Origin of the sequence: Candidatus Electronema sp. TJ (assembly GCF_048287355.1) — a bacterium.
Taxonomy (GTDB): domain Bacteria; phylum Desulfobacterota; class Desulfobulbia; order Desulfobulbales; family Desulfobulbaceae; genus Electronema.
The window spans coordinates 1-26,084 of the sequence record NZ_JBLWEP010000011.1; the positions used below are offsets into that span (position 1 = coordinate 1).

General features: G+C 58.9%; 22 protein-coding genes and 1 pseudogene. 7 read left to right on the plus strand and 16 right to left on the minus strand.

The window, feature by feature from the left end:
* Positions 1–128 precede the first annotated feature (128 nt).
* The 9 genes from ACNKID_RS01670 to ACNKID_RS01710 form a co-directional block, all read right to left on the minus strand.
* Positions 129–833: a hypothetical protein gene (locus tag ACNKID_RS01670; protein WP_417911694.1), complete on the minus strand. Its 705-nt coding sequence runs from the start codon at positions 831–833 to the stop codon at positions 129–131.
* Between the two features lie 154 nt (positions 834–987).
* On the minus strand, positions 988–2,535 hold the full coding sequence (gene cobA / locus ACNKID_RS01675; protein WP_417911695.1) for a uroporphyrinogen-III C-methyltransferase: 1,548 nt from the start codon (positions 2,533–2,535) through the stop codon (positions 988–990).
* A gap of 219 nt (positions 2,536–2,754) precedes the next feature.
* Positions 2,755–3,222 (minus strand): tRNA (cytidine(34)-2'-O)-methyltransferase, encoded by a 468-nt coding sequence (locus ACNKID_RS01680; protein ID WP_417911696.1) that lies wholly within the window; start codon positions 3,220–3,222, stop codon positions 2,755–2,757.
* A gap of 520 nt (positions 3,223–3,742) precedes the next feature.
* Positions 3,743–4,885 (minus strand): ABC transporter permease, encoded by a 1,143-nt coding sequence (locus ACNKID_RS01685; protein WP_417911714.1) that lies wholly within the window; start codon positions 4,883–4,885, stop codon positions 3,743–3,745.
* Between the two features lie 295 nt (positions 4,886–5,180).
* Positions 5,181–5,729: a hypothetical protein gene (locus ACNKID_RS01690; protein ID WP_417911697.1), complete on the minus strand. Its 549-nt coding sequence runs from the start codon at positions 5,727–5,729 to the stop codon at positions 5,181–5,183.
* Positions 5,730–5,884: 155 nt separating this feature from the next.
* Positions 5,885–6,814, minus strand: coding sequence for an ATP-binding cassette domain-containing protein (locus ACNKID_RS01695; RefSeq protein WP_417911698.1), 930 nt, complete (start codon positions 6,812–6,814; stop codon positions 5,885–5,887).
* Positions 6,811–7,869, minus strand: coding sequence for an HlyD family secretion protein (locus tag ACNKID_RS01700; RefSeq protein ID WP_417911699.1), 1,059 nt, complete (start codon positions 7,867–7,869; stop codon positions 6,811–6,813). The genes ACNKID_RS01695 and ACNKID_RS01700 overlap by 4 nt, the downstream gene beginning before the upstream one ends.
* A 16-nt stretch (positions 7,870–7,885) precedes the next feature.
* Entirely contained in the window at positions 7,886–9,817 is a 1,932-nt protein-coding gene (locus ACNKID_RS01705; RefSeq protein ID WP_417911700.1) for an aconitate hydratase, read from the minus strand.
* 200 nt (positions 9,818–10,017) lie between these two features.
* Positions 10,018–10,218 (minus strand): hypothetical protein, encoded by a 201-nt coding sequence (locus tag ACNKID_RS01710; protein WP_417911701.1) that lies wholly within the window; start codon positions 10,216–10,218, stop codon positions 10,018–10,020.
* Between the two features lie 38 nt (positions 10,219–10,256).
* On the opposite strand from ACNKID_RS01710, the gene ilvC reads away from it, so the two are divergent.
* Positions 10,257–11,726, plus strand: a complete 1,470-nt coding sequence (ilvC, locus tag ACNKID_RS01715) for a ketol-acid reductoisomerase (protein ID WP_417911702.1) — start codon at positions 10,257–10,259, stop codon at positions 11,724–11,726.
* Between the two features lie 126 nt (positions 11,727–11,852).
* The gene (locus ACNKID_RS01720; RefSeq protein WP_417911703.1) at positions 11,853–12,326 is read left to right on the plus strand and encodes a hypothetical protein; all 474 of its coding nucleotides are present in this window, start codon (positions 11,853–11,855) and stop codon (positions 12,324–12,326) included.
* A 135-nt stretch (positions 12,327–12,461) separates the two neighbouring features.
* Here the strand turns inward: ACNKID_RS01720 and ACNKID_RS01725 are convergent, their stop codons facing one another.
* The 6 genes from ACNKID_RS01725 to ACNKID_RS01750 form a co-directional block, all read right to left on the minus strand.
* Positions 12,462–13,190: a hypothetical protein gene (locus ACNKID_RS01725; RefSeq protein ID WP_417911704.1), complete on the minus strand. Its 729-nt coding sequence runs from the start codon at positions 13,188–13,190 to the stop codon at positions 12,462–12,464.
* 59 nt (positions 13,191–13,249) lie between these two features.
* The gene (locus ACNKID_RS01730; protein ID WP_417911705.1) at positions 13,250–13,870 is read right to left on the minus strand and encodes a hypothetical protein; all 621 of its coding nucleotides are present in this window, start codon (positions 13,868–13,870) and stop codon (positions 13,250–13,252) included.
* Between the two features lie 75 nt (positions 13,871–13,945).
* Entirely contained in the window at positions 13,946–14,359 is a 414-nt protein-coding gene (locus ACNKID_RS01735) for a hypothetical protein (RefSeq protein ID WP_417911706.1), read from the minus strand.
* A 107-nt stretch (positions 14,360–14,466) separates the two neighbouring features.
* Entirely contained in the window at positions 14,467–14,727 is a 261-nt protein-coding gene (locus tag ACNKID_RS01740; RefSeq protein WP_417911707.1) for a type II toxin-antitoxin system RelE family toxin, read from the minus strand.
* Complete coding sequence (locus ACNKID_RS01745) at positions 14,708–14,914, minus strand: hypothetical protein (RefSeq protein ID WP_417911708.1); 207 nt, start codon at positions 14,912–14,914, stop codon at positions 14,708–14,710. The genes ACNKID_RS01740 and ACNKID_RS01745 overlap by 20 nt, the downstream gene beginning before the upstream one ends.
* Before the next feature lie 71 nt (positions 14,915–14,985).
* Positions 14,986–16,059, minus strand: coding sequence for a DUF4469 domain-containing protein (locus ACNKID_RS01750; protein WP_417911709.1), 1,074 nt, complete (start codon positions 16,057–16,059; stop codon positions 14,986–14,988).
* Positions 16,060–16,634: 575 nt separating this feature from the next.
* On the opposite strand from ACNKID_RS01750, the gene ACNKID_RS01755 reads away from it, so the two are divergent.
* The 3 genes from ACNKID_RS01755 to recN are packed head-to-tail and all read left to right on the plus strand — an operon-like array spanning position 16,635 to position 18,967.
* On the plus strand, positions 16,635–16,823 hold the full coding sequence (locus ACNKID_RS01755; protein ID WP_417911715.1) for a chitin-binding domain-containing protein: 189 nt from the start codon (positions 16,635–16,637) through the stop codon (positions 16,821–16,823).
* A 20-nt stretch (positions 16,824–16,843) separates the two neighbouring features.
* Positions 16,844–17,233 carry a YraN family protein gene (locus ACNKID_RS01760; protein WP_417911710.1) on the plus strand — a complete coding sequence of 130 codons (390 nt, stop codon included), beginning with the start codon at positions 16,844–16,846 and terminating at the stop codon, positions 17,231–17,233.
* 39 nt (positions 17,234–17,272) lie between these two features.
* Complete coding sequence (recN, locus tag ACNKID_RS01765) at positions 17,273–18,967, plus strand: DNA repair protein RecN (RefSeq protein ID WP_417911711.1); 1,695 nt, start codon at positions 17,273–17,275, stop codon at positions 18,965–18,967.
* A gap of 46 nt (positions 18,968–19,013) precedes the next feature.
* On the opposite strand, the gene ACNKID_RS01770 is transcribed toward recN, so the two are convergent.
* Positions 19,014–21,878: a fibronectin type III domain-containing protein gene (locus ACNKID_RS01770; protein ID WP_417911712.1), complete on the minus strand. Its 2,865-nt coding sequence runs from the start codon at positions 21,876–21,878 to the stop codon at positions 19,014–19,016.
* A gap of 385 nt (positions 21,879–22,263) precedes the next feature.
* On the opposite strand from ACNKID_RS01770, the gene mfd reads away from it, so the two are divergent.
* Both mfd and ACNKID_RS01780 read left to right on the plus strand, forming a co-directional pair.
* Positions 22,264–25,758 (plus strand): transcription-repair coupling factor, encoded by a 3,495-nt coding sequence (mfd, locus tag ACNKID_RS01775; protein WP_417911713.1) that lies wholly within the window; start codon positions 22,264–22,266, stop codon positions 25,756–25,758.
* A gap of 6 nt (positions 25,759–25,764) precedes the next feature.
* Positions 25,765–26,084 (plus strand): annotated as a pseudogene (locus ACNKID_RS01780) (cobyrinate a,c-diamide synthase); the annotation flags it as partial.

A 26,084-nucleotide genomic window follows, 5' to 3' on the forward strand; every position in this document is an offset into this window, starting at 1 on the left:
TCTCTCGCTGGCTGTCTCTTTTATGTGGGCACAACGAATAGTGGGATAGGTTCGTGGTGGCATCAGAAGACAAAAAAAAGAGGCATCTGAAAATACACCTCTTTTTTTTATTAGGAGCACTGCTTTTCTCAATAAGAAAAGCTGATGGACATGCCGCCGTAGAAGGTATTTGGATTTTTCTCCGCAGCGGCCGCTACCATGTCGGCTTGCCCACCTGTCTCTAAAGAGCGCGACCATTGCAGCTCCGGGGTGACTGTAAACAGTCCACCATAAGACACCGGCAGATTGAAGGACATGCAGACAGCCCGCTTGTCCGCCTCGTCTGACAACGAGGGCGAGAGCAGCATGGTTCTGGAGTCAATCCCAAGGGCGACTGAATCGCTGAGCTGGAAATCCTTGGTGAAATTAAGAGTCACATACCAAGGTTTGTCGGCTTCTTCGTGCAGGACGTTCCGACCATGCGAGTTCAAGTCCAAGAGGACAGTTCCGGCGGAGCGGGTGTTTTCCGGCGCAGTGTACAGATATCCGGCGGAGAACCCCAGCCGCCCCTCTGATCCGGTATAAGAGAGCGTGATGTCCTGACCGTCCAGCTGGCCTTGGTCAGGGAGCACCCCTTTGAACATCTTGGCTGATTCACTCAGGGACAGATCAAGCCCCTTTTTCGAGACGGCATCATCCAAACCGCCGTACATTCCTGCCGCCAGCAGCAGACTGCTGACTGCGGCGTTGTCCCCGCAGGTGACGCAGGATGAAATCGGCTGCATATCAGCGGCGGCCAGCGTGGGAAGACTGACGCTGCACAGAACTGCAAGCAGGCATGTGTTGTTTTTCACTGTCATTTGTTAGTGCCCTCAGGATGTTCCGGCTTTGTTTAAAGTCCATGAACGGTTTGGAGGTCTCATCTTCAGTATAGCGTCCGATCCAAGAAATGACAATGCAAAAAGCTGTACCGCCCGCAAAATATTTTATACCACAACAGGGGAGATTTCAGCCTTGGCGGCCCTGCGCGGCGATTGCGGCAGCCAGATCGTCAATCGTGTACCGTTCCGGCTGAATATCCACCTTTAAACCGCGCTTGCGCACCGTCTCCGCCGTCACCGGGCCGATGACCGCGATTTTGACCGGATCAAGAAGCTGATGCAGCTCGGCTTCGTCCTGCGCGTCCACCATGTTAAGAAAATTGGTCACGGCGGAGGAACTGGCAAAGGTGACGACATCAAGGCCACGCTCCAGCAGGCTTTTGCGCAGCTCGTCTTTACGGCCCTGCGGCGGCACGTTTTGATACACCGGCGCGACAGTGACAGAACCGCCCGCGTCTTCCAGCAGCTCCGCCAGCGTCTCCATCGCCTTGAGAGCGCGGGGGAGGAGGAAGCGTCTGTTCTGCGTCTCGCCAGCGGCAATCAGAGCTTCGGCTAAGCCTTCTCCAGTGAATCTTTCCGGGATCATATCAGCCCGCAGGCCATATTTGCCGATTTCATCCGCTGTAGTTTTTCCCACTGCGCCGATCTTGCAGGGCGCAAGGGCGCGGCTGTCTAAGCCTTTCTCATGCAGTCGCTTGAAGAAATAGGTCACCGCATTCAGGCTGGTGAAAAGCAGCCAGTGGTATGCGGCCATATTTTCCAACGCCGCGTCTATCACTGAGCAATCCGCCACCGGTTCGATGTGAATGGTCGGATATTCAAGGCATTCCGCACCGTATTCCTCCAGCTTGGAGACTAGCTCGCTGGCCTGCTCGCGGGTGCGGGTGACGGCAATTCGCTTGCCGAACAGCGGGCGGTGCTCGTACCAATCAATCATATCACGCAGCTTAACCACTTCACCGACAATCACCAAAGCAGGCGGAGTAATCTTTGCTTGCATAACCACTTCAGTAATAGTTGCCAGCGTGCCGACCACAGATCGTTGCTGCGGAGTAGAAGCCCAGCGCACCACTGCCACTGGCGTGTCCGGCGCACGACCATGTTCGATGAGTTTCTTGGTGATGATCGGCAGGTTTTTAATCCCCATATAAATAATGATCGTGCCTGCACCGGTCGCCAGCTTGTCCCAAGCGATGTTCGATTCTTCCTTGCCGTCCGCCTCGTGGCCGGTGACAAAGGCCACCGAAGCCGTGTAATCGCGGTGGGTTATCGGAATGCCCGCGTAAGTAGCAGCAGCTGTGGCCGAAGTCACGCCCGGCACCACTTCAAAGGGAATGCCCGCCTTGACTAATTCCTCAATTTCCTCCGCGCCCCGGCCAAAAATGAAGGGATCGCCGCCTTTAAGTCGCACTACGCGCTTGCCAGCCAAACCCAGCTCAACCAGCAGGCGGTTGATGCCCTCCTGCGGCAAGGTATGCTGATTGCTTTTTTTGCCGACATAGATCAGCTCAGCCTCGGCGGGCGCATGAGCGAGCAGCTTGACGTTGGCCAAGTGGTCATACACCACCGCTTCGGCCCGTTCGAGCAGGAATTTGCCGCGCAGGGTGATCAAACCAGGATCGCCCGGACCTGCGCCGACGAGATAGACTTTGCCTTTCTTTGGAATATCATTCATAAGATTGGATTGCTGGAAACAATATCTTTGATGGCTTTCACTAAAACATTGAAGCTGCGCGAGCGATTGCCGTCCAGATGCAAATGCTTGCCAATCGCCCGCGAGCCGGATTTCAGAGCCGCAGCGGGGGCAGGAAGGCATTTTGCTCATTCTGGCAGCAGGTTGTCTTTTCTGCAGAACTATACGGACAAAATTTCCAGCGGTTGAATCAGACTGCCCCTACATTTTGACTTGCTGCCGCAATGCCTCATACAGGACAATCCCGGCGCTCATGGCCAAATTAAGGCTGCGGATCTGCGGGTTGCTCATCGGAATGGTATAACAGCGGTCAGCGTGAAGCGCAAGGATTTCTTCTGGCAGCCCTTTGGTTTCCCGGCCAAAAATGAGGAAGTCACCAGGCTGGAAAGCTGCCTGCCAGTAGGGCCGCTCCACTTTGGTGGTGAAGAAGAAAAGCCTGCGCCAAGTCTGCTCGGCAAGGAATGTGGCCCAGTCCGGCCAGTGGCGGATATGCACCTGCGGCCAGTAGTCCAGCCCGGCCCGCTTCAGGTGCTTGTCATCAGTGCTGAAGCCGAGCGGATGGACAAGGTGCAGCACAGAGTCCGTGGCACCGCAGAGCCGGGCCACCGAGCCGGTGTTGGGCGGAATCTCCGGCTCGACGAGAACGATATTGAAAGGGATAGTCGGCATGGATCTGAGAGGTTGAGTCATTCCTGCCGGAAAGCATATACCTCAATCTGCGGCAAAAGGCAATTTCTCCCTTGCGTTTTATCCCATAAAAAAACCGGTTTCCCCTGCGAAAGAGAAACCGGCCAAAAAAAGAAGAGATGAAGAACACTGTAGTTCATGCAAAGTGTGTGCCAAATTTCTCCGTCAGCAGTGTTTTGCGATAAAAACAAAGAAAGCCGAAAAGTTGCCTTGGCATCAGATCGGAAGTTTCTCAGTTAGTCCATCTTGATTGGATACAGTTTTTTTTATAGAAAATAGGTCGCTTCTGCTGATTTCCTCAGGAAAAGAGCCTCTCCGCTTCCCAGCAGACAGGATTCAATATTTCAGGAGAAATATCATTTTTTTGCTGCCTGACGGATGCTCTGACTTCCCTGATTCCCTGCCTCGCCCAGCTGAGCAAACCGGCTGCGGCAACAGCCCGCGCACGCTCTCCACCTTCGCGCTCTCCCTGACATCAGGGTGCGCCGAACGGCCAGCCGCCTCAGCCCAGCCGCTTCTTGAAGCGCAGCGAGGCCACAGTCAGGCCGACAAGGATGAACATCACCAGGAAGCCGACATCATAGGGCATGTTGAGGATGTGCGCGTCACGCAGGACAACGCCGCGAATCAGGCGGACAAAATGGGTGGCAGGCAGGATTTCGGCAATATGCTGCGCTGGTTTGGGCATTCCTTCATACGGAAACATAAAGCCGGAGAGCAGGACTGAAGGCAGCATGATGAAAAAGGCCATCTGCATGGCTTGCAGCTGGTTCTTGGCAATGGTGGAGAACACCAAGCCCAAGGTGAGACAGGCAGTGATGAAGAGGAGCGTGCCCCCGGCGAGCTGCGCCAGGCTGCCGACTATCGGCACCTTAAAGATCAAGTGTCCTAAGCCAAGAATAATCGTGACCTGCACGCCGCCGATAAACATATACGGGATGATCTTGCCCAGCATCAGCTCAAGAGGCCGCACCGGCGTGGTGATCAGCATCTCCATATTGCCGCGCTCGCTCTCGCGGACTATGGCGGCGGCGGTGAACATGATCATAGTCATGGTGAGGATGATGGCGACAAGCCCTGGCACAGTGTTGACGGCGGTGCGCTGCTCCGGGTTGTAGAGCAGCACGGTCTCAAAGGTGGGAGCGCTGCTGGGAACAGGCTGGCGCAAGGCTTCGGACAGCGGCATGGAGCGCAGACTGCGGATGGCGGCGGCAATCACGGGATCTGAACCGTCCGCCAGCCATTGCCCGACTGGACGGGCCGTCCGCGCGTCAGCGGCAATATTCCTGCCAAGAGCAGCGGGATGGCGCAGCAGCCGTGCGCCAAGGTCAGGCGGCAGCACAAGCACGGCCCGCACCTCCAGATTATCAAGCGCCTTTTCCGCCTGGTGCACGTCATCATATTGAGCGATGAAGGTGACCACCTGGGTCGCGCTGACCGTCTGCGCCACAGCCCGGCTCAAGGCTGTGCGGCTTTGATCAACCAAGCCCACCGGAATATGGCGGATGTTGGTGTTGATGGCATAGCCGAAGAGCATGAGCTGGATGAGCGGGATCATCACCACCATGCCGAAGGTCATGCGGTCGCGCCTGAGCTGGCGCAGCTCTTTGGTGAAAACAGCGTGGATGCGCAGGAGGCTTTTCATGGCTTGCAGGATGCGGGCGTGGTCAGCGGGTTCAGCTTGGGCCGGTGCCGGATGATTGCCGTCTCGTCCTCCCAACGGGTTCTAACTGCTGATGACAGCGGGTAAAAAAACCTGTCCCGCAGCATACGGAGCGCGGCCCGGCCTGTCAAGAAAAAAGACGGCGGGGAGGAACGTATGTAAGTCCGAAAGACTTACGTACATAAGTCCGCCGGACTTACATATATAAGTCTTTGGGACTTACGTAGGTAAGTCCGGCGGACTTATATGCGTTGGTGGGAAGGGGGAAGGCAGGTGGTTAGGCTTCACGTTTGCGGCACCATTCAGAATATGGCAATTCACTCTTGCTTCTACGATGCTCGTTGTGAAGTTCCATTTGCTTCTCATGACCGATCCGGTCTTGCTGCTCGCACCAGAAGACGAATTCGAGTTGCGCTTTCGACTGCACATACTGAACACTTCGTCGGCTATTTAGCCGCCAGTTAGCCTTGCTGAGAGCTACACTCTTCTCAGCCTTTCTGTTTGGAAGGCCTCCAATTTGAAGGAATACTTGCCTAAGCAGTGTGGCTGTGAAGCACGAAAGTAACTCGTCTATATTTTGGCTACTCTTCGCTTGCTGCTCACCCTGTGCGATATTGTCTTCGACCATCTTGAGCCATTCAGCATCAGTTACTTCGATGGATTCATAAATGCTGATTTGGATCGCCTTCAATATTTTCAGGATATATTTACGCCATGTAGAAAGCGATGTTGTTTCCTTCAACTCATACCAAGCATTATAACCGAGCAGTCCTTCAATCGCTGACTTGAGCGCATACAGATGAGATAAATCGTGTTTAATTGGCATTCTCGTGAGATATCATAATATATTAACTCGTCTATCCATCCATACTGCATTGATAGGACAGAACGATTGCAAGGTGCTGACCAGCCAGTTTAAGCCGCGCATCTGCCTTTGTCAACAGGAGGGTTTTCGTAACGAGGTTGATAAGCTGGCCTTGCTTATCCTGCCCGGTTCCTGCCTGTGCAGGTGACAAAGACATCCTCCAAGCTGGGCCGCACTAACGACAAGCTGTCCTGCGGCCCAACGCTGGGCTGGCGGGAAAGGAACGCCAGCGGCTCGCTCACGGCATTGCGCACCAGCACCCGCAGCCGTGCGCCAAGCTGGGCCGCAGCTATCACTTCCGGCAGCTTGAGCAGCTCCTGCTTGAGCTGGCGCAGGTTGGCGGAGGCGATCTCCACCACATGGGCACCCATGTTCCGCATCAATTCTTCTGGCGGCCCTTCTGCCCGCTTGATGCCGTTCTCCAAGATGGCCAGACGGTGGCAGCGTTCCGCCTCGTCCATGTAATGCGTGGAAACAAGAATGCTGGTGCCCTCGTGGCTGAGATCAAAGAGCTGCTCCCAGAACTCGCGGCGGTTCTCTGGGTCAACAGCGGAGGTCGGCTCGTCAAGGAAAAGGAGGTCAGGCTTGTGCAGCACCGCCGCTGCCAGACTAAGCCGCTGCCGCTGGCCGCCGCTCATCCGTCCGGCCATCTGCCTGCGCCGGTCTGCCAGCTTGTACACTGCCAGAAGCTCCTCAATGCGCTGCCTCCGCGCCCGGCCCGGCAGACCATAGATGCGGGCGATAAACTGAAGGTTTTCCTCAACGGTCATGTCGTCGTAGAGGGAGAACTTCTGGGTCATGTAGCCAATGCGCAGGCGTATCTGCTCCGCTTCTTTGGGCAGCTCCAATCCCAGCACCTGTATAGAACCGGAGCTTGGCTCCAGCAGACCGGTCAACATGCGGATGGCGGTGGTCTTGCCGCTGCCGTTCGGACCAAGAAAGCCGTAGATCTGCCCTCTGTGAATTTCCAAGTCCAGATCCTGCACAGCCTTCAGGCTGCCAAAGTGTCGGCTTAACTGTACTGCCTTGATGACTGGCTCAGTCATGGCAGGTCAACTTGGGCAGGCACACCGTCAGGCAGATGGGATTGGCTGTCCGGCAGCTGCACTTCGGCAAGGAACATCAGGCGGGCGCGTTCCTCCTGGTTGAGGGCATAATAGGGGGTGAAAGCCGCTTCAGCGGCAATCCAGCGCACCTGCCCGGTGACAGGGACTTCCATGCCGTCCACATGCACAGTCAGCTTGTCGCCGGTCTTGATCTTAGCCCGGTATGGCTCAGGCACATAAACGCGGGCATAGGGTGCCTTGCCTGCCAGGAGCACAGCCAAGGCACTGCCAGCGGCGGGACGCTCGCCTGTCTTCCACGGCAGCTCGTCAAGCAGCCCGTCGCACGCAGCGGTGATGGTCAGATCAGCAAGCCGCTTCTTCTCCATCGCCAGCACAGCGGCGGCAGCCTCCAGCTTGGCCGTGGCTGCCTGGAGGTCTTCCGCACGGGTGCCATTGGTCAAGATGCGCAGCTCTTCCTGCGCCGCCTGCAAGTGAGCGCGGGCCACATCACGCGCCGAGGCTGCCTTGTCCATCTCACCCTTGCTGGTGATGTTCTGCCGCGCCAAGCCGCTCAAACGTTCGTGCTGCACCTCGCTCTCTGTCAGCACGGCCTGCGCCGCCGTTACTTTGGCTTTGGCCGCAGCAATCTCTTCCGCCCGCGCTCCGTTGCGGAGCCTGTCGAGATTGGCGGCAGCTTGCGCCAGCTCCGCTTTCGCCTTGCTCACCTGCATCTTTTGCAGCGTGTCATTCAGCCGCACCAGCACTGCGCCTTTCTTCACCATGCTGCCTTGCGGAAGAGGCTGCTCCGCGATCACCTCGCTGGCGGCGGCGGCATGGGAGATGCGGTCGCGCTCCAAGGTACCGAGAGCAACCTTGCGCTGCGGGCTGGATTTGCAGGCGGCAAGCAGCAGACAGGAGAAAAGCAGGCAGGCTGACAGTTTCATTGCGCTTCGCAGTCGTGTTGTTTCACAAAAAAGCAGCAGCATATCTTGCAGCGCGGTTTTTCTTCGTGCCAAGAGCAGCTCCGGCAGAATGCTGCCATTCTGCCGGAACATGTCCTGTTATCCTGTGCTACCGCGCCCAGTTGAGCAAACCGCCAGCGGCGATGATCTCGCGGTGCCGCTGAGACAGCTCGCAGCAAGCCTGCACTGCCCTGCCGCCGATTTCCACGGTCAGCGTCTCCGCGCCGGAGAGCACGGCTTGGCGCAGGCCTTTGATGACAACTTCCGCGCCTTGCTCAATACGGTCGTAGTCGTCCGGGTCAGCAAAGGTCAGGGGCAGAATGCCGAAGTTGATCAGGTTGGCCTTGTGGATGCGGGCGAAGCTCTTCACCAGCTTCACCTCCACCCCAAGATAGCGCGGGGCCAGGGCGGCGTGCTCGCGGCTGGAGCCTTGGCCGTAGTTGTCCCCGCCGATCACCGCGCCGGCAAAGCCTTCAGCCATCGTCGCTTGCATGTCGCGGGCGAAGCTCTCGGTGATCTGCGAGAAGACATATTCGCTGATCGCCGGGATGTTGCTGCGCAGCGGCAGTATCTTCGCGCCCGCAGGCATGATGTGGTCAGTGGTGATGTTGTCGGCCAGCTTGAGCACGACCTTGCCCTTCCATGTCTCCGGCAGCGGCGCAAAGGTTGGGAACGGCGCGATGTTCGGCCCGCGTACGATCTCGACTTTCGCGCTCTCCGCTTCCGGCAGGGGCCGCTCGATGCGCTCATCGCCGGGCAGGTAGCGTTCGGGCAGGGTGAAGGCGGGATATTCGCCCAGATCACGCGGGTCGGTGATCACACCCTTAATGGCTGAAGCCGCCGCCACTTCCGGGCTGCACAGATAGACTAAATCGCCCTTGTTGCCAGAACGTCCGGGGAAGTTGCGCGAGAAGGTGCGCAGGGAGATCATGTTGCTGGGCGGTGCCTGGCCCATGCCGATGCAGCCCAGGCAGCCAGACTGATGAATCCGCGCACCGGCTTGCAGCAGAGGCAGGATGCCGCCCTGCGCGGTGAGGTTCTCCAAAGCCTGACGGCTGCCGGGATTGATCTCAAAGCTGACATCAGGATGCGCCGAGCGGCCTGCCATGATCTTCGAGACCGCAGTCAGGTCGCGCAGCGAGGAGTTGGTGCAGGAGCCGACCAGCACCTGCGCCACCGGACGGCCCGCCACTTCGCGCACTTTGACCACGTTGTCCGGCGAGGAGGGGCAGGCGATCATCGGCTCCAAGGTGGACAGATCAATCTCCAGCACCTTGTCGTATTCCGCATCCGCATCCGCGCTCAATTCGCGCCACTGCTCCTCGCGGCCCTGTGCGGCAAAGTATTTGCGCGTCTGTTCGTCCGAGGGGAAGACTGAAGTCGTCGCGCCCAGCTCCGCGCCGAAGTTGGTGATCGTCGCCCGGTCGGTGAGGCTCAGTGTTGCCACGCCCGGCCCGAAGTACTCCATAATATAACCAACTCCGCCTTTCACCGTGAGCTGACGCAGCACTTCCAAGAGCACGTCGCGGGCCGCCACCCAAGGCCGCAGCCTGCCGGTCAGCTTGATGCCATAAATCTTGGGCATGATCATGTAGAACGGCTTGCCCGCCATCGCCATCGCCACATCCAACCCGCCCGCGCCGATGGCCAGCATTCCCAAGCCGCCGCCGGTCGGGGTGTGCGAGTCGGAGCCGAGCAGGGTCTTGCCCGGAATGCCAAAGCGTTCCAGATGCACCTGATGGCAGATGCCGTTGCCGGGCGGCGAGTAGTGCAGGCCGAACTTGCGGGCTGCGCCTTGCAGGAATATGTGGTCGTCGGCGTTCTTGAAGTCGGATTGCAGCATGTTGTGATCCACGTAGCTGACCGACAGCTCAGTCTGCACACGGGGAATGCCGATGGCCTCGAACTCCAGATAGGCCATCGTCCCGGTTGCGTCCTGGGTCAGGGTCTGGTCAATGCGGATGCCGATCTCGGCTCCCTTCCTCAGCTCGCCCTCAACCAGATGGGCGGCAATGATCTTTTCAGCGACGGTTTGTCCCATGATTCTCTCTCCTTGAAACAAGAAAAAGCTGAAGCGCGTTCAGCGCGGATTGACTGCGCCCATTAAACCTGATCGGGAGGGAAAATGCCCTGAAAAAATCGGCGGGAGAGCAATGCGGGAGGCTGTCCAAGGCGCTTGCCGGATGGAATGGCAGCGGAGGAGAGCTGCAAAAACAATCTGGTATGTATTGGGGATACCATTCAGATGGTTTTCCAAAACATACCAGATGGTATTGCCGGTGCCATCCAGATGGTTTCTCCGATACCATCCAGATGGTATTTCCAAAACATGCCGGATTGTTTTGCGGACGGATGGAAAGCAGCTGCACGGATGCCCTGCATGCCGCTCCATTCTGCACAAAACCCTTTACGCCGCAGCATTTGCTGGTAAGATAGCATCATTCGGCATTTTTCAACCACTCTGCACAAGGAGAATCATCATGGCCAACTATTTCAACAGCCTGCCCCTGCGCCTTCAGCTTGACGAGCTGGGCCGCTGCCGCTTCATGCAGGCTTCCGAGTTCAACGGCGTGGAAGCCCTGAAGGGCAAGAAGATCGTCATTGTCGGCTGCGGCGCGCAAGGCCTGAACCAAGGTCTGAACCTGCGCGACAGCGGCTTGGATGTGTCCTACACTCTGCGCGACGCGGCCATTGCCAGCAAGCGTCTGTCTTGGCAGCGGGCCACGGAGAACGGCTTCAAGGTCGGCACCTATCAGGAGATGCTGCCCACCGCTGATCTGGTCATCAATCTGACCCCGGACAAGCAGCATTCCGGCGTGATCAAGGCGGTGATGCCGCTGATGAAGCAGAACGCCTGCCTCTCTTACTCGCACGGCTTCAACATTGTTGAAGAAGGGATGCAGATCCGCAAGGACATCACCGTGATCATGGTTGCGCCCAAATCGCCGGGCACCGAGGTGCGGCACGAGTACCAGCGCGGTTTCGGCGTGCCGACCCTGCTGGCTGTGCATCGCGAGAACGACCCGCTCGGCATCGGCTGGGACATTGCCAAAGCCTACGCCGCTGGCACAGGCGGCCATCGCGCTGGCTGCTTGGAGTCCTCCTTTGTTGCTGAGGTAAAATCCGACCTGATGGGCGAGCAGACCATACTCTGCGGCATGTTGCAGACCGGCTCGCTGCTCTGCTTCGAGCGGATGGTTGCGCTGGGCATGGATGCCCGCTATGCGGTCAAGCTGATCCAGAACGGCTGGGAGACCATCACTGAGGCCCTCAAGCACGGCGGCATCACCAACATGATGGACCGGCTCTCCAACCCGGCAAAACTGCGGGCCTTCCATCTTGCTGACGAGCTGAAGCGCATCCTCAGGCCGCTGTTCTGCAAGCACATGGACGACATCATGTCCGGGCAGTTCTCCACGACCATGATGCAGGACTGGGCGAACGACGATGCCAACCTGCTCGCATGGCGCAAGGCCACCGGCGAGACCGCCTTTGAGAAGACAGAAGCGGCGGACATGGCCATCAGCGAGCAGGAGTATTTCGACAAGGGCATCCTGATGGTGGCGATGGTCAAAGCTGGCGTGGAGCTGGCCTTCAATACGATGGTTTCTTCCGGCATCAAGGCGGAGTCAGCCTATTACGAATCCCTGCACGAGCTGCCGCTGATCGCCAACCTGATCACCCGCAAGAAGCTGTATGAGATGAACGTGGTGATTTCAGATACAGCGGAGTACGGCTGCTATCTCTTCAACCATGCGGCCTATCCGCTGCTGCAAGACTTCATGAAGACTGTGGGCGCGGACGTGATTGGCAAGGGCATGGATGTGAAGGATAACTCCGTCAGCAACAAGGAGCTGATCGAGGTCAACCGCATCATCCGCAGCACCGGCATTGAGGTCATCGGCGCGGAGCTGCGCGGCTATATGGGAGCGATGAAGGCGATTATCTGAGGCGAAAAGCAGCGCGGGTCTGCTTGAGCGCAACGAAAGCGGACAGCTCATATCTCATCTGATTTCGCTGCGCTTCATCAGACCTGCGCGACTGCATCAACCTGAACAACACCGGAGGAATGAAAAATGAATCATGGTTCCATGCGCTGCGTTCTGCTGGCCGCCGCTTTTGCCCTGACTGTCAGCGGCATTTCAACTGCTGCGGAGGAGAGCGAGCGAAAGTACAGAAGCACACCGGACGGCGAAGGCGCGCTGACTCAGGAGATGATTGAGCAGTGCATCACTCTGAAGCGGGAGATCGGCAAGAGTCGCGCCGAGTTTCAAGGCATTGAGACGCGGCATGACGCTGTGAGCAAAGAAGCGGATGAGCAGGCGGAAACTTTGAAGGCTTCCAGAGATCTTGCTGACTATGACTACAAAGGGGAGCTGGCGAAATACAAAGAGAAACTTGCGGAAGCGGACAAGCTGTATAACGAGATGCAGGCAAAGAAGACGGCATATGACCAGCAGACCGCCAAGTTCGACCAGCAATGCAACAATCAGCCATCGTATGAGGATGACAACGCCGCAGCGGCCAAGAAAATGGGCGAAGCTCTGTGAGGCTGACACAGCCTGCCGCGCGAGCGCGATGCAGGCGATTGCCTGAGGATCGCTTGCCGTTGCCGCAATCGCAGGGTCACGACATGCCGTGACCCTGTCGCCTTATTCCTCATCCTGTCTGATTTCGCTGCGCAACTACAGGGCATCCTCTTGACTTAGTTTCCGATACAAGCCAAGACTGACAACCAGCAACACAGCGGCAATCAGCAGAAATGTTGGATAAATCAAGAGGCTTATATTCTTATGCCCGGCATCGAAAATAAACACCAAAGCTTCAAGGCTCACAGCTATGGAGATGATGATGAGAAACTTTGACAACGTGGCCCGCTGCGTTGAGGGAGTAACCGCATGATGGCTTTTTATAACTTCTTCCTCTAATAAAAACTTTGAGACATCAAAGACAGCCATGCCAATCACAATCAGCCCGACTGCGTCAAGAAGGGCTTTCACAAGCAGATGGCTTTGGTGCAAAGACTGCCAAATATTGCAAATGGCGACAACAATCATTGCCAGACTGATAAGGCCAAGAGAAATGCTGATAAAGCTGAAAATCACCCGTCCGATCCGTTCGGATAAGTTTTTTGAAAGATTCATATGTTCCTGACCTGCTGTGTTGAACTTGGGAACTGCTTTGTTCCGCCGCTGCGCACTGTTGATACGAGACGCACGGGGAAAACGGACGAGTGATCGAAGATGCGAAGAGCTGCTTTGCGATGAAGAACACCGCGAAGGAAGAGAGGAAGGAAGGATGACAGAAAGATTACTATATAGTGTTATTCCACTCTTGTCAAGAGCTTTGCTGTGGAGGAAGGGATTGCCGTCAGCCAAGCAGGACAACTTGCTTCTCATCTTGCCTGCTTTCACTGCGCTCTCCCCATCATCACATCCAAAATACCCACGCAGCCTGCGTTGCTCTTCATCAGCTACTTCAGCAGCAGAAAACGAATGCCCTGAAGGCTGCCATGCGCCGAGCTGACCGATTCGGAGAAGCTCTGCCCCGTGTTGACAGTGCCCGGCGTGGCAGGGCTGGTGTCGGCCCAAGTGAAATCTTCATACACCTTGCCAGTTCCTTTCAGCTGTAGCGAGTCTCCCGATGTCGATCCGCTCTGAGACACGCCGATATCCGTGCTTGCCATGTCTTTGGCTGGGCCGTCCGCAGCAGTGAAGGAACCCTCATAGCTGAGAAACTGCGCCACCTTGCTGGTGTTGGTGTCAACCAGAGCAAGCCCATCCGGGCTGCCGTTCTGAATCCCTGGCTGATAGACAGCGATCATGCCCATGCCATCGCCTGCATCGGGAAGCGTGCCAGCAAGGTTTTGGGTTGCATAGACTCCGCCGCCGTTGCCGTTGTAAAACACAACTGACCAGCCGCTCAAATCTGTGCCAGCTGGACCGGCTATCTCGACAAACTCATTGGCATCTATGCCGTCATTGTCATAGTGAATCTCATTGATAAAGACCGGCGTGGCCGCCTGCGCTGGCATGGCGGCAGCCAGGCAGGCCGCAACGGCCAGCAGTGAAAGCGCACCAGGCGTTTTGCTCAATTTCTTCCTCATGCCATTCCTTGCCAGGGCACGGCAGCTTGCCGCGCCCCGCTTTGCTTCATTGCAGGAGCGCAGTTATTCGTTGACTGGAACAAGAACAACGTCATTGCAGTTCAGGTGCCATGCAGAGCCTCCGAATCCTCCAGTCACCTCTGTGCGGGTGAACCCAGCCACAGCGCCGTTGTTCTCCTGAACAGCCAGCTTGAGCATTCCGTTGGCTTTTGCCCCGCCTCTCGGCACATCCGCCCATTTTCCGACAACTGTGGCCCCGTTCCTCGTTCCCCTGAAGACGTTGGTCCACGTCCTTCCCTCATCTGCGCTCATCCCGACCCACCATACTTCATTGCCCACCTGACGGACATAATACAGCCCGCCGTCATCTGCCTTCCAGACCGCGTTCAGGTCGGTCGGCGCGGCGCATGACGCATGACTCAGGCTCGGCAAAGCGGCAAGAAACAGCATACCCAACACTGCATGACGAACTGACATGGCTTCCTCCTTGAGTTGATAGAAAAATGATTTCAAAACAACGGCGACACTGCTTCCTGTGCAGCCTCATGCTGCATTGCTCCATCTTCACATCCAGCAAGTCCTGCTCATCGGTACACTTCTTTCCTGTGTCTGACGCGGACAATGGTGACAGACGCAGCAGCCTCCGCCACTTCGTACACAATCCGGTAATCGCCCACGCGGATGCGGTAAATGAACTCGGTGCCCTGAAGTTTCTTGGCCCCGGGCGGCAGCGGCTCACAGGCCAGCTGCTCTGCCGCCTCCACAATTCTGGGAATCACCTGCCGGTCAATCTTCCTCAGCTCTTTGGCCGCAGATGCCCGCCATTCAACCCGGAAGGATGCCATCGTTCTTCAGCTCCTTCAGCAGCTGCTCATGCGAAATCGTCTGCTCCTCCCGCCGTTCGGCAGCGGCAGCCAGATCAGCAAGGTCTTCCATCAGCTGCTCGTAGGCATCGAAGGGTATAACCACAGCCTTCTTTCTCCCTTTCGCATCCACAATGAATTTGGGACGCAAGTGCAATGCAGGATTCATAGCACGCCTCCTTGTGTGCTCATGCAGTCAGTTGAGCCGTTGTCTCCCGGCGGAAGTCGCCTGCGGAGTCCTCACTCCATCTTCACATCCAGCACATCCACCAGCCTGCCGTTGTAGTCGTTGACGACCATGGTCTTCAAGGCGGCGTATTCATCCACGCGAATGCTCAGGCTGCTCACTGCCGAGCCGCTGAAGCCCGGCAGCACGAATGCCCCGTCGCCGGTCACGGGCACCATCGCCCCTTTGGTGCCGCCGTCCTGCATGTCGATCAGCCTGAAAATAAGAAGATCATCCTGCACGTTGTGCTCGACCTGGATGCGCAGCCGCTCGTCCGCCACAACCCCGCCGTCGGTGACGCTGACATGCGGGGTGTCCGCGCTGCCGGTAAGAATGCCGGTCACAGGCGGCGTGGGCAGTCCCAGCCCCGGCACAGTGAGCGGACTGCGCAGCCTGCCGCTGTAGGTGCCGGTGCGGATCGAGCCGTGTTCGGTGTACTGAGTGGTGATGGACACTGTGTATTCATTGTTCCACGTGTGGGACTGGGCAGGCAGGTGCGGAACCAGCAGGATTTCCGTGTCGCTGACGCTGGCGAACTGGGTCTGCGCCTCGCTGCCGCTCTCAGTTCCGGCCAGCACGCAGCTGTTGTCCGGCGACTGCCAGTCAAAGGCGAGATTGCTGCCGGTCAGGCGCAGCACGCCAGCCGGGTTGACGACATTGCTCAGCCCGGTCGTGGTGTCCGCAGCCGCCTGAATGGCTGGCATCTTCTCTGTCCACTGCTCGCGCACCAAGGTCGCCTTGGCCTGGAACTCCTTGACATACGGCTGCGAAGCCGAGATGTTGATGCTCAGGAGTTTCTCCATCGGCGGCAGCGGCGTGTCCGGCGTGTCCAGCTTGGCATGAAAGGCGGGCCGGAAGATCATGGTGTCCTCCAGCGTGACTTGCAGGCCCTCCAGCAGCATCGCCAGAATCTCCTTCATTCCCGAGCGCAGATGATTCTTGATCTGCTCCGCCGAGGAGCCGGGGTTCTTCAGGGCAACCCGGGCCGCCACCTCGTCGTAGCCTGCGATTCCCTGCGGCATGAAGCGGAGCCGGCAGGAGCCGGGTTTGGTCAGGAGATTCTTCTCGATGCGGTAGTGAACAGCCATGATGATGTCCTTCCTTGGGATTTAACATGCTGATGCAGCTGGACAATGTGTTGATTCCCCAGCATACGCAGCTGCGGGCGGGCTGTCAACAGAAATATGGGCAAAGTCCATGCAAGCATGGAGGGATCCCCTATGCTGGCATGGAGGCATGCTCCAACGCAGCATGGAGGATCACGCCATGCTTGCATCGAGTTTCGCTCCATCGTAGCATGGAGTTTTTCTCTATCGTAGCATGGAGAATTTCTCCAACCTAGCATGGAGTTTTTCTCTAACGTAGCATGGAGTTTTTCTCTATGCCAGCATGGAGCGGAGGCTGGTGGCTGCGGTGTGGAGTTTTCTCTGTTGACGCAGAGGGGATGTTCGTTGTAATAGTGAATTTGCCCATGCGGTGAAATGCGGCGTGCCGTAGGGGCGAAAAATCTTTCGCCCGAACAGCATTCCGGTGATGCCGGCAAGGGCAAAAGATGTTTTGCCCCTACAATGAAATGCCACGTGTTGCAGGGGCGGTTCGCGAACCGCCCCTGCGCGAAACTGCCAAGCCCTTATGCAAGAGATCCAGCCAAGGAGCGCAAATGATGACCAATACCCCTGAAGCGGTTGACTGCTCGAAATGTGAGGATGGTGAGCTGCTGCCTGTTCCGGGCAATCCTTATGCGTTTGTCTGCTGCCGAAATGGTCAGGCGCATTATTTTGATTGCCCGCCAGGGAGGCGGTTTGATCCTGAGACAAAAGAGATAGTCGCGGATTCCCCTGTCAAGAAGTAGCCGCCTGCTTTGCCGCCTGAATGAACACGGCAGACAGGCTTGCCCGGCGCGGCTCCAGCGCAACTGGCCGTGACGGCGAAGAGGCGGCAGCCCGCTTTCTCGAAGCGCAAGGCTATGTCATTCTTGCCCGCAACTGCCGTCTGTCTGGCGGGGAGATTGACATCATCGCCCAAGAGGGCGGCTGCTTGGTGGTGATCGAGGTGAAAACACGGCGCGGCAGCCGGTTCGGCAGCCCTTTCGAGGCGGTTGATGCCCGCAAGCAGCGTCGGCTGGCCGCTGCCGCGCTGGAATATATGGCCATGCGCAATTGGGACATGCCGCTCCGCTTTGACGTGGCGGCTGTCTTTGCTGACAAGAACGCCTTGCGGGTGGAGCTGCTGCGCAACGCCTTTGAGGGCGAGGGGACGTGAAGCGTCCGCAGAACAACAACAACGTGGTTCAAGGCAAACATGCTGCTGGAGCTGCGCATCAGCGATCTGGCCCTGATCAGCACGCTGGAACTTGATTTTTCCTCTGCCCCCAAGGGGCTGATCGTCTTCACCGGCGAGACCGGCGCGGGCAAGTCGATCATCATGCAGGCTGTGCACCTGCTCACCGGCGGCAGGGCTTCGGCTCTGCTGGTGCGCAGCGGCTGCCAGCAGGCGGCGGTCGAAGCCGCCTTTGACATCAGCAGGCAGCCGGAGCTGGCTGAGCTGCTCCGCCAGCAGGGCTTGGACAGCGGCGGAGACTGCATCCTCCGCCGGGTGCTGAGCAGCAGCGGCCGCAGCCGCTTCTTCATCAACGACCGCCTGGCAACGGCCCGCGCCGCCGCTGATCTGACAGAGAATCTGGTCAATATTGCAGGTCAGCACGATCAGCAGCTTCTGCTCCGCAGCAGCAGCCATATAGATTTCCTTGACGGCTACGGCGGGCTTCTGGAGCAGCGGCAACGCTGCGCCGAGGTCTTCGAGCAGCGGCAGAAGCTGGTCCGCCGGAGGCAGCAGCTCCACGAGCAGGAGCACCACAAGGAGCAGAAGCGCGACTTCCTCAGCTTCCAGCTTCGGGAGATACGTCAGGCAGGGCTGCTGCCGGGCGAGGACGAGGCGCTGATCCGCGAGCGAGACCTGCTCAAATCTTCCGCCGCGCTGGCCGAGCTGGCCGGGAAGAGCTGCCTGCTGCTGCGCGAGGAGGTGCGCGGCCATCTCAGCGTGATCAGAAAGAACATGGAGCAGGCAGCCTCCCTTGATCCCGGCCTCAAGGAGCTGGCGGAACGGATCAGCTCGGCCTGTTTTGAGATTGAAGACTTGGAAGGCTGTCTTGACGCATACCTGGAGGCCATGCCCTCGGATCAGGGCCGGATGGAGCAGATTGCGGCCCGGCTGGCTTTGATCCGTCAGCTGCAGCGCAAATACGGCGCAGGCATCGAGGAGGTGCTGGCTTTCGCCGCAAAAGCGGAGCAGGAACTGCATGTGCTGGAAGGCATCGAGCAGGAGCTGGCCGAGGTGGAGCAGGAGCTGCTGCGTGTGGAGACAGACCTGCGGCGGCTGGCGGCTGGGCTGTCAGCGGCAAGGACGCAGGCAGGGGAGCAGCTGGCTGCGGCCATGCGGGCCGAGCTGGCTTCGCTCAGTTTCCGTCAGACCCATTTCGGGGTTTCGGTGCAGGCGGCTGACGATCCCGACGGGTCCGGCCTCTCGGCTGACGGCTGGGACAGGGTGGAGTTCCTCTTTTCCGCCAATCCCGGCGAGCCGCTCAAGCCGCTGACCGAGGTGGTCTCAGGCGGCGAGCTGTCCCGGCTGATGCTGGCGATGAAATGCCTTTTCGCCCGCCAAGACAAGGTGGAGACAGTGATCCTCGACGAGATCGACGCTGGGATTGGCGGCGAGGCGGCCAGCGCGGTGGCCCGCAAGATCGGTGAGCTGGCCGGGCATCATCAGGTCTTCTGCATCACCCATCTGCCGCAGATCGCAGCCTATGGCGAGGTGCATTTCTTAGTCGAGAAGACCGATGACGGCAGCCGCACCCGCACAGCCATCCGCCAGCTTGCGCCGGAAGAACGGCCTGCCGAGCTGGCCAGAATGCTTGGCGGCGATCATCCCACGCCGCAAACTGTGGCTTTGGCTGAAGAGCTGCTGGAGGGGCGGATGCAAAGGCGCGGCGAGCCATGAACCCTTGCCGCCCCGGCAAGCCGGGGCGGTTTTTAACTGCGGATGGTCACTCCACTGTCACGCTCCGCACCGTCACGCTGCCAGCGGCGGCAATGGTGCGGATGGCGTACATCTTGTCCGCCGTGCAGCTGATGCTGATCTGCCCAGTGGAGGCGGCAACTCCGCCGGTGTTGGGCAGGTTGAAGGTGCCGATAGCGTTGCCGGCGAACTCCACGACCAAGGTGGCCGGGGCTGTGGTGCTGTACTCCACCTGCACATTGAAAGTGCCGGTTGTTGTTGTCCTGAAGGTGTAGGAGGCAGCGTAGAAGGTGTCCCACTCCATTGTGTCGGCGGTCAGCACTTGAAAACCGCTGCTGCCCGCCTGCGGGCGGGGACAGTCAAAGGCTGCGCCGGGCCTGGTGAAGGGTGCGACCGCGCCTTGGCTGCACTGTTCAGCCGGTTGATTGGCCAAGGCTTCAACAGCATCATACTGGGGCGAGTTGGCCGGGTTGTCCATGTTGATGAGGCCCCAGTAGTTCTCATTGCTGTCCTGCCATGAGGCCAGCACGAGGAAGAAGAAAAGGTCGCCCTCCAGCGCACTGCTGGCGTTGACATGCTCCACGGTTTCCGCGTTCATGCGCGAATCCAAGTGGGTCTGCTGCATGATTGACTCATCGTTGTTGCTGTAGGTCGGATGCGCGTCACCCTCATACAGCACATAGGCAAGGCCGTAAGCCTTGGCCCAAGCCATGTCATTGTAAAGAATTTCCTGATACGTGGCCGGATTCCAGCCGCTGTTGTCCCAGAGATTCGTGCTGTTCATCACCGTGGTGCCGTCAGTGTACCAGTAAGCGCTGCCGCCGCCGCCGTAGATGTAGTAATTGACCGGATGCGGATCGTTCCAGTCTGAACGGCTGTCGCGGCGGCTGTAGTAACGGTCAATGAAGCTGAGGGTGCGCTCTGTGAGATCGCCGTAATTCTGCTGCCAGCAGAGCACAGGACGGACACGGCTCATCATCTCCGTGCCAAAGACCGAGCGGAAGATTGTGCTGATCTGCACAGTCCGCATTGCCTTGTAGCGGTAGAGCAAGGTTGTTTCGTCCGTTTCGCCGTCAAAGTTGAGCGGCGCACCAAAGTTCACAGCTTGATCACGCACCCAAGCTGTCTGCGGATACGGTCCGCCCCAGTTCCAAATTTCGTTGGAATATTCCACGTAGAGTTTCAGGCCCGGATTGAGCGGCGGCACAACAGGATTGGCCTGCGCCGAGCTGTATGGCTCGCTGCCGTCGCTGCCATACTTGAACATCAGAGCCAGTTTCTGGATGAAAGTGTCATCCACCTGATGCGGAATGGATATCCAAGCATCTTTATTGGCGGCGTTGGCCATGACGATGACGCTTTCCCAGTTCGCCTTGCCGTTGGCCGAAGCAATGGTCGCATTGTTCCAGCGGATGCGCGTCGCCCACGTGGTTTCCTCGTTGCCGTCATTGGTGTGCGTCCAGCCCATGTAGCGGATGCAGCTGAACGGGGCCAGCCGGTCGAGATATTCATTGGTGATGACCGTGCTCGGCGGATAGGGAGTCGCGCTGCCGGGCGCGGAAGGCCGCATCAGCCGGACGTTGGTCACGCCGGTGTTGACCGCGCTGGAGGCAGTGCGCTTGGTGCTGGTGAAGGTGATGAAGAGCTGCTCGTTGTTCGGATCAGCAATGATCAGGTCGGCGGTGGTGGTGTTGGCCGCTGAGTTGTAGGACTGATTGGCAATGGACGCATCGCCGCTGGACAGCGCAGCTTGGCCGTTGAAGGTCAGGCGGTAAGTGCCGTGGTTGGATTCTGTCCGCAGGCCATGATAGACTAAGCAGGCGGCATCCGTGGTTGGCCAGCCGTTCGCGTCTCTCGGCGCGTCGTTTGCGCCTGCGTTGCTGCCGATTTGGTCCCATGAACGATGCACCCGCATGGCATCGGCAAAGGGCTTGTCAATGTTGTAGTCAATATTCAGATGAGTGTTTATGCCTATCTGCTTGACTCGACCTGTTTCTGTTGCAGGAGCAGTTTTGACGCTCAAGGGCGAGCTGGCCGCCGAAGTGTTGCCTGCCGCGTCCTTGGCCCGCACAGTCACGGAATATGTTGTGTCCGCAGTCAGCCCGGTGATATCCAGCGAGGTCGCCGGATGATTGACCGTGCCCCGTGACGTGTTTCCTGTAAACACCTCGTAGCTGGCAACACCCACGTTGTCTGTCGAGGCGTTCCAGCTCACCGTGAAGCCGGTCTCCGTGATTCCCGACGCGGCCAAGCCTGTCGGAACGCTCGGAGCTTGAGTGTCGGCAGTGCTGTTGCTCACCTCCCCAATCACAATCAAATCCTGCTCGTTAATCCCGACTTGCCGCTCGCCGATGCCGACCGCTTCATGTTCGTCATTATGGCCGTAGATGTAGAGGCGGAATTCAAGCGGTTCTTCTTCGGAGGAGAGGCCGCCGCGTTTTCCAGCCACTGTGATTCTAGGCAGGCGGATGATGTAGTTCTTTTCTGTTTTGACCTGATGCAGCGGCTGATGAATTCCCGACGCGGTGAACTCAGCCAGCTGATTGCCCAGCGCAAACGGCTTCAGGCTGGAGAACAAGGCAAAGCTGCGTGTCCTGTTCTGGCTCACCGGCCTGATGTTGATCCCGGTGATGAAAATGCGCTGCTGCGCCGCCGGGGTCAAGGTGAAGGAGATATATTGATCCGCAGCAATTGCCTCTGTCAGGGTTGCTGCTGTCTGGTTCCGCCCAGCCAAGCTGTTGGTTAAAAAACCGTCAGGAATCAAACCTCCGCCGACAGCGGCGGCGGCGGCAAGATCAGGGGAAACAACTGATGCGGCAACAGAGCTTTGTCCGCCCTTGCCAGTGAAATCCCAAGCCGCCAGCATGTTCTGCGCAGATGAAGGCCTCGTCATGCTGCACAGCGCAAGAAGACAGCATGTCATGAGAAGCCTTCTGAAATGCATTTCTCTGTTCATACCCGTTCCTCCTTATCCTCTTTTATAAAAAGTCAGACTTGCAGATGTGTTCAGTAAATCATCACCGACAGGGCATGTCAATAGCATGACGCGATATTTACAGCTTGACTTTCTCGTTAGGATAGAGTATGTCCGTATTCGGCATTGACACTGCAATCAGTGTTGATTCAATATCAGCAGTTCTTTCAGCAGCTCTGCTTTTCAATCAGCATTTCATCCGTGCTGATGAAAACAATTCATGCAGCCCGAAGAGCTGAGAACAGACTTGTTTGATTCTTTTCCGGTTTACTTTCCCGCTGCCGCATGGTAAGCATCTGGCATCATGCTTCCTTTTCACGGTCAACTGATTGCCGGGCAGAGCTGCTCACTCACCGGCCTGAACCACGGCAGCACGGCTTTGCTGCTTGCCCGTTTGCAGGCGGAACGACGGGAGACTGTCTGCTGCATCGCGCCTGCGGACGAGCTGCTGGAGTCCTTGGCGCGGGACATCAGTCTCTTCACCGTAGTGCCGGTGCTGGTTTATCCGGCCTTTGAGATTCCGCCCTACGCCCGCTTGGCCCCTGATCCGGCCACGGTGGCGGCCCGCATCGCCGCGCTGCATTTCCTGCACGAGCGCAGTCAGCCCTGCATACTCCTCGCTTCAGCGGAGGCAGTCTTGCGGCGTGTGCTGCCTGGCCCGCTTCTCAGCAGCAGCTGCGAGCTGGTCATGGCGTGCGAAGACACAGACCGCGACGGCCTCATCGCCACCCTGATCCGCAACGGTTATAAGCCCTGCGAACTTGTGCAGCAGCCGGGTGATCTGGCCGTGCGCGGCGGCATTGTTGACCTCTTTCCACCGCCTTTCCGGCCTGCGCTGGAAGGCAAAGCCCTGCGCCTCGACTTTTTCGGCGATACGGTGGAATCCATCCGCGCCTTTGATCCGCTCACTCAGCGTTCAGAGGAAGAGCTGGACGAGGCTGTTCTCCTGCCCGCCTCAGACATACTCTTTCCTCACAGCGGAGCGTGGCGGCAGGAGCTGGCTGCCCGCGCCGAGAGCTTCGGCTTCAGCAATGCCGACGCGCTGCGCCAGCTTGGCGAGCAAAGCCGCTTTCCCGGCATTGAGTTCCTCCTGCCTTTGGTCTGCCCGGAACCGCAGACTTTGTTTGATTATCTCCCGCCCGGCGCGGTCTGCGTGGTGCAGGAACCAGATGCGGTCAGTCAGAAAATCAGCCTGCTCTGGGAGCGGATTGAGCACAACCGGACTGAGGCCGCCGCCGAAGGTTTCGCTCTGCCGCCGCAACGCCTTTTCCTCAGTCAAAGCGAACTGGAGCGGCAGATTTCCGAACACCATCTTTGCCCGGAGCCGCAGCAGGACAGCAGCCACGGTTCTCTGCGGCAAGAGATCGAGATAGAGCGCAAGCAGCGCGGCGTGATCGCGCCGCTGGCCGAGCGACTGACCGGCTGGCTGCGGGCGGGCGAAACTGCAATCCTCGCCTGCCGCTCCAGCCTGCAAGCTGATCATCTCGAAGAAATGCTGGCAGGCTGCGGCCTCAAACCGGGTCGGATCAGTGCACCGCTTAATCTGAGCATCTGCCCGAAAGGAGCACTGCTGCTGGTTGAACATCCGCTCTCGCAGGGCTTTGACCTGCCTGAGGAAGGGCTGCACATCCTTTCCGCCGCCGAGCTGTTCGGTGAAAAGCGGCTTGGCCCGCAGAGCCGCCGCAAGAAGAGCCGCGCCGCACAGGGTGACGGCCTTACGCTGGATGAAATCGCGGTCGGCGAAGTTGCTGTCCACCGCGACCACGGTCTGGCCAGCTTCCACGGCTTGGTCAACATGGACTTTGCCGGCCAGCGCGGCGACTTCCTCCTGCTGGAATTCCTCGGCGGCGACCGTTTGTACGTGCCAGTTGATCAGCTCCACTTAGTCAGCCGCTATCAGGGCCTCAGCGACGAGCAGCCCAAGCTGGACAAGCTCGGTTCCTCGCGCTGGCAGACGGCGAAGAAGAAAGTCACCGAGGCAGTCTGGGAGAAGGCGCAGGAACTTCTCAGCATTTACGCCCAGCGCGAGCTGCGACAGGGGCACAGCTTCCAGCCGCCGGGCACGCTCTATAAAGAGCTGGCAGAGTCTTTCCCCTATGACGAGACGGAAGGCCAGGCCGCCGCGATTGACGACGTGCTGCGCGACCTGATGTCAGCCAAGCCGATGGACCGGTTAGTTTGCGGCGATGTCGGCTACGGCAAGACGGAAGTGGCGGTGCGGGCGGCCTGCAAGGTGATTGAGGACGGCTTTCAGGTCGCGGTGCTGGTGCCGACCACCGTTCTCGCCGAGCAGCACGCCGCCACCTTCCGCGAACGCTTTGCTGGCTTCAACATCGACGTGGCCTGCACCAGCCGTTTCCGCAGCGCAAAAGAGCAGCGGCAGATCAGCGATGGCCTCAAGTCCGGCCAGATTGATCTGATTGTCGGCACGCACCGCCTGCTCTCGGACACGCTTTCCTTCCACCAGCTCGGCCTGCTGATCGTGGACGAGGAGCACCGCTTCGGGGTCTCGCACAAAGAGCGGCTGAAAAAGCTGCGGGCTGATGTGGACGTGCTCACGCTCACGGCCACGCCCATCCCCCGCACCTTGCAGATGTCCCTGCTCGGCATCCGCGATCTTTCAGTGATCTCCTCGCCGCCGCGCCATCGCCGCTCGGTGAAGACCTTTCTGGCCCGCAAGGATGACTTGGTCATCCGCGAGGCGGTGCAGCAGGAGCTGGCGCGGGGCGGGCAAATCTTCTTCATCCACAACCGCATTCAGTCCATCCACGGCATTGCCGAGCGGCTGGGCCAGCTTGTGCCGACAGCCCGCATTGCCGTGGCGCATGGCCAAATGCCGGGGCCGGAATTGGAAGAAATCATGGTCGCCTTCATCAGCCATGAGATTGATGTGCTGGTCTGCACGACCATCGTTGAGTCCGGCTTGGACATCGCCAATGCCAACACCATCATCATCAACCGCGCCGACCGCATTGGCCTGGCAGACATTTACCAGCTGCGCGGGCGGGTGGGCCGGGCCAGCCGTCAGGCCTACGCCTACCTGCTCGTGCCGGACCCGGAGCAGCTCACCGCTGAGGCCGAGCAGCGTCTCCGCGCCCTGATGGACTGCGCGGAGCTGGGCAGCGGCTTCAAGCTGGCCATGAACGACCTCCAGCTGCGCGGCGGCGGCAGCCTGCTCGGCGTGTCGCAGTCCGGCCACATCGCGGCGGTGGGCTATGATCTCTACCTTGAGCTGCTGCAAGAGACGGTGGCCGAGCTGAAGCAGCAGGCGGCGCAAGGCGGCCCGGTCAAGCAGCTGCCGGAGCCGGAAGTGAAGCTGCCCGTGGCCGCCTTCCTCCCGGATGCCTATGTGCAGGAAACCGCCCTGCGCTACCGGCTCTACCGGCGGCTTTCGGCGGCAGGCAACGCCCAGCCGGAGCAGCTCGCCGACCTGAAGGAGGAGATCATAGATCGCTTTGGCCCGCTGCCGCCGGAAGCGGAGAACCTCTTCGCCCTGCTCGGCCTGAAGCAGCAGCTGCGCCAGCTTGGCATCAGCAAGGCGGAGCTGGCTCCGGCAGGGCTGGTCTTCAGCTTCAGCGCATCCACCGCAGTCGCCCCGGAAACCCTGCTCGCCTTTGTCGAACGCTTCCGGCCCAAGCAGGCGGCCAAGCCGCTGAAGAAAGGCCAGAAGCCCGCTCCAGACCCGGTGCGCCTCACGCCGGACGGACGATTGATTGTCAGCCTGAAAAGCGGGGATGACGATCTGTTCGGACAGATTGAGGCCGTGCTGGGATTCTTCCTGAATCACGCCGCCGCATAAAGCCACATGCCCCCTTCCCTCCTCGTAGCCGGAACACATTCCGGCTGCGGCAAGACCACTGTCACCCTTGGCGTCATGGCCGCCCTGCGCCAGCGCGGCCTGACCGTGCAGCCCTTCAAGTGCGGCCCGGACTTCATTGATCCCAGCCTGCATCTTGCAGTCACAGGCCGGGTCTCGCGCAACTTGGACATCCGCATGTGCGGCCCGGACTGGGCGCGGCGCTGCTTCGCCCTCCATGCGGACAATCAATCCATCTCGGTGATTGAAGGCGTGATGGGCCTCTTTGACGGCGGCAGCGGCTCGGCGGCGGAGCTGGCCGCGCTGCT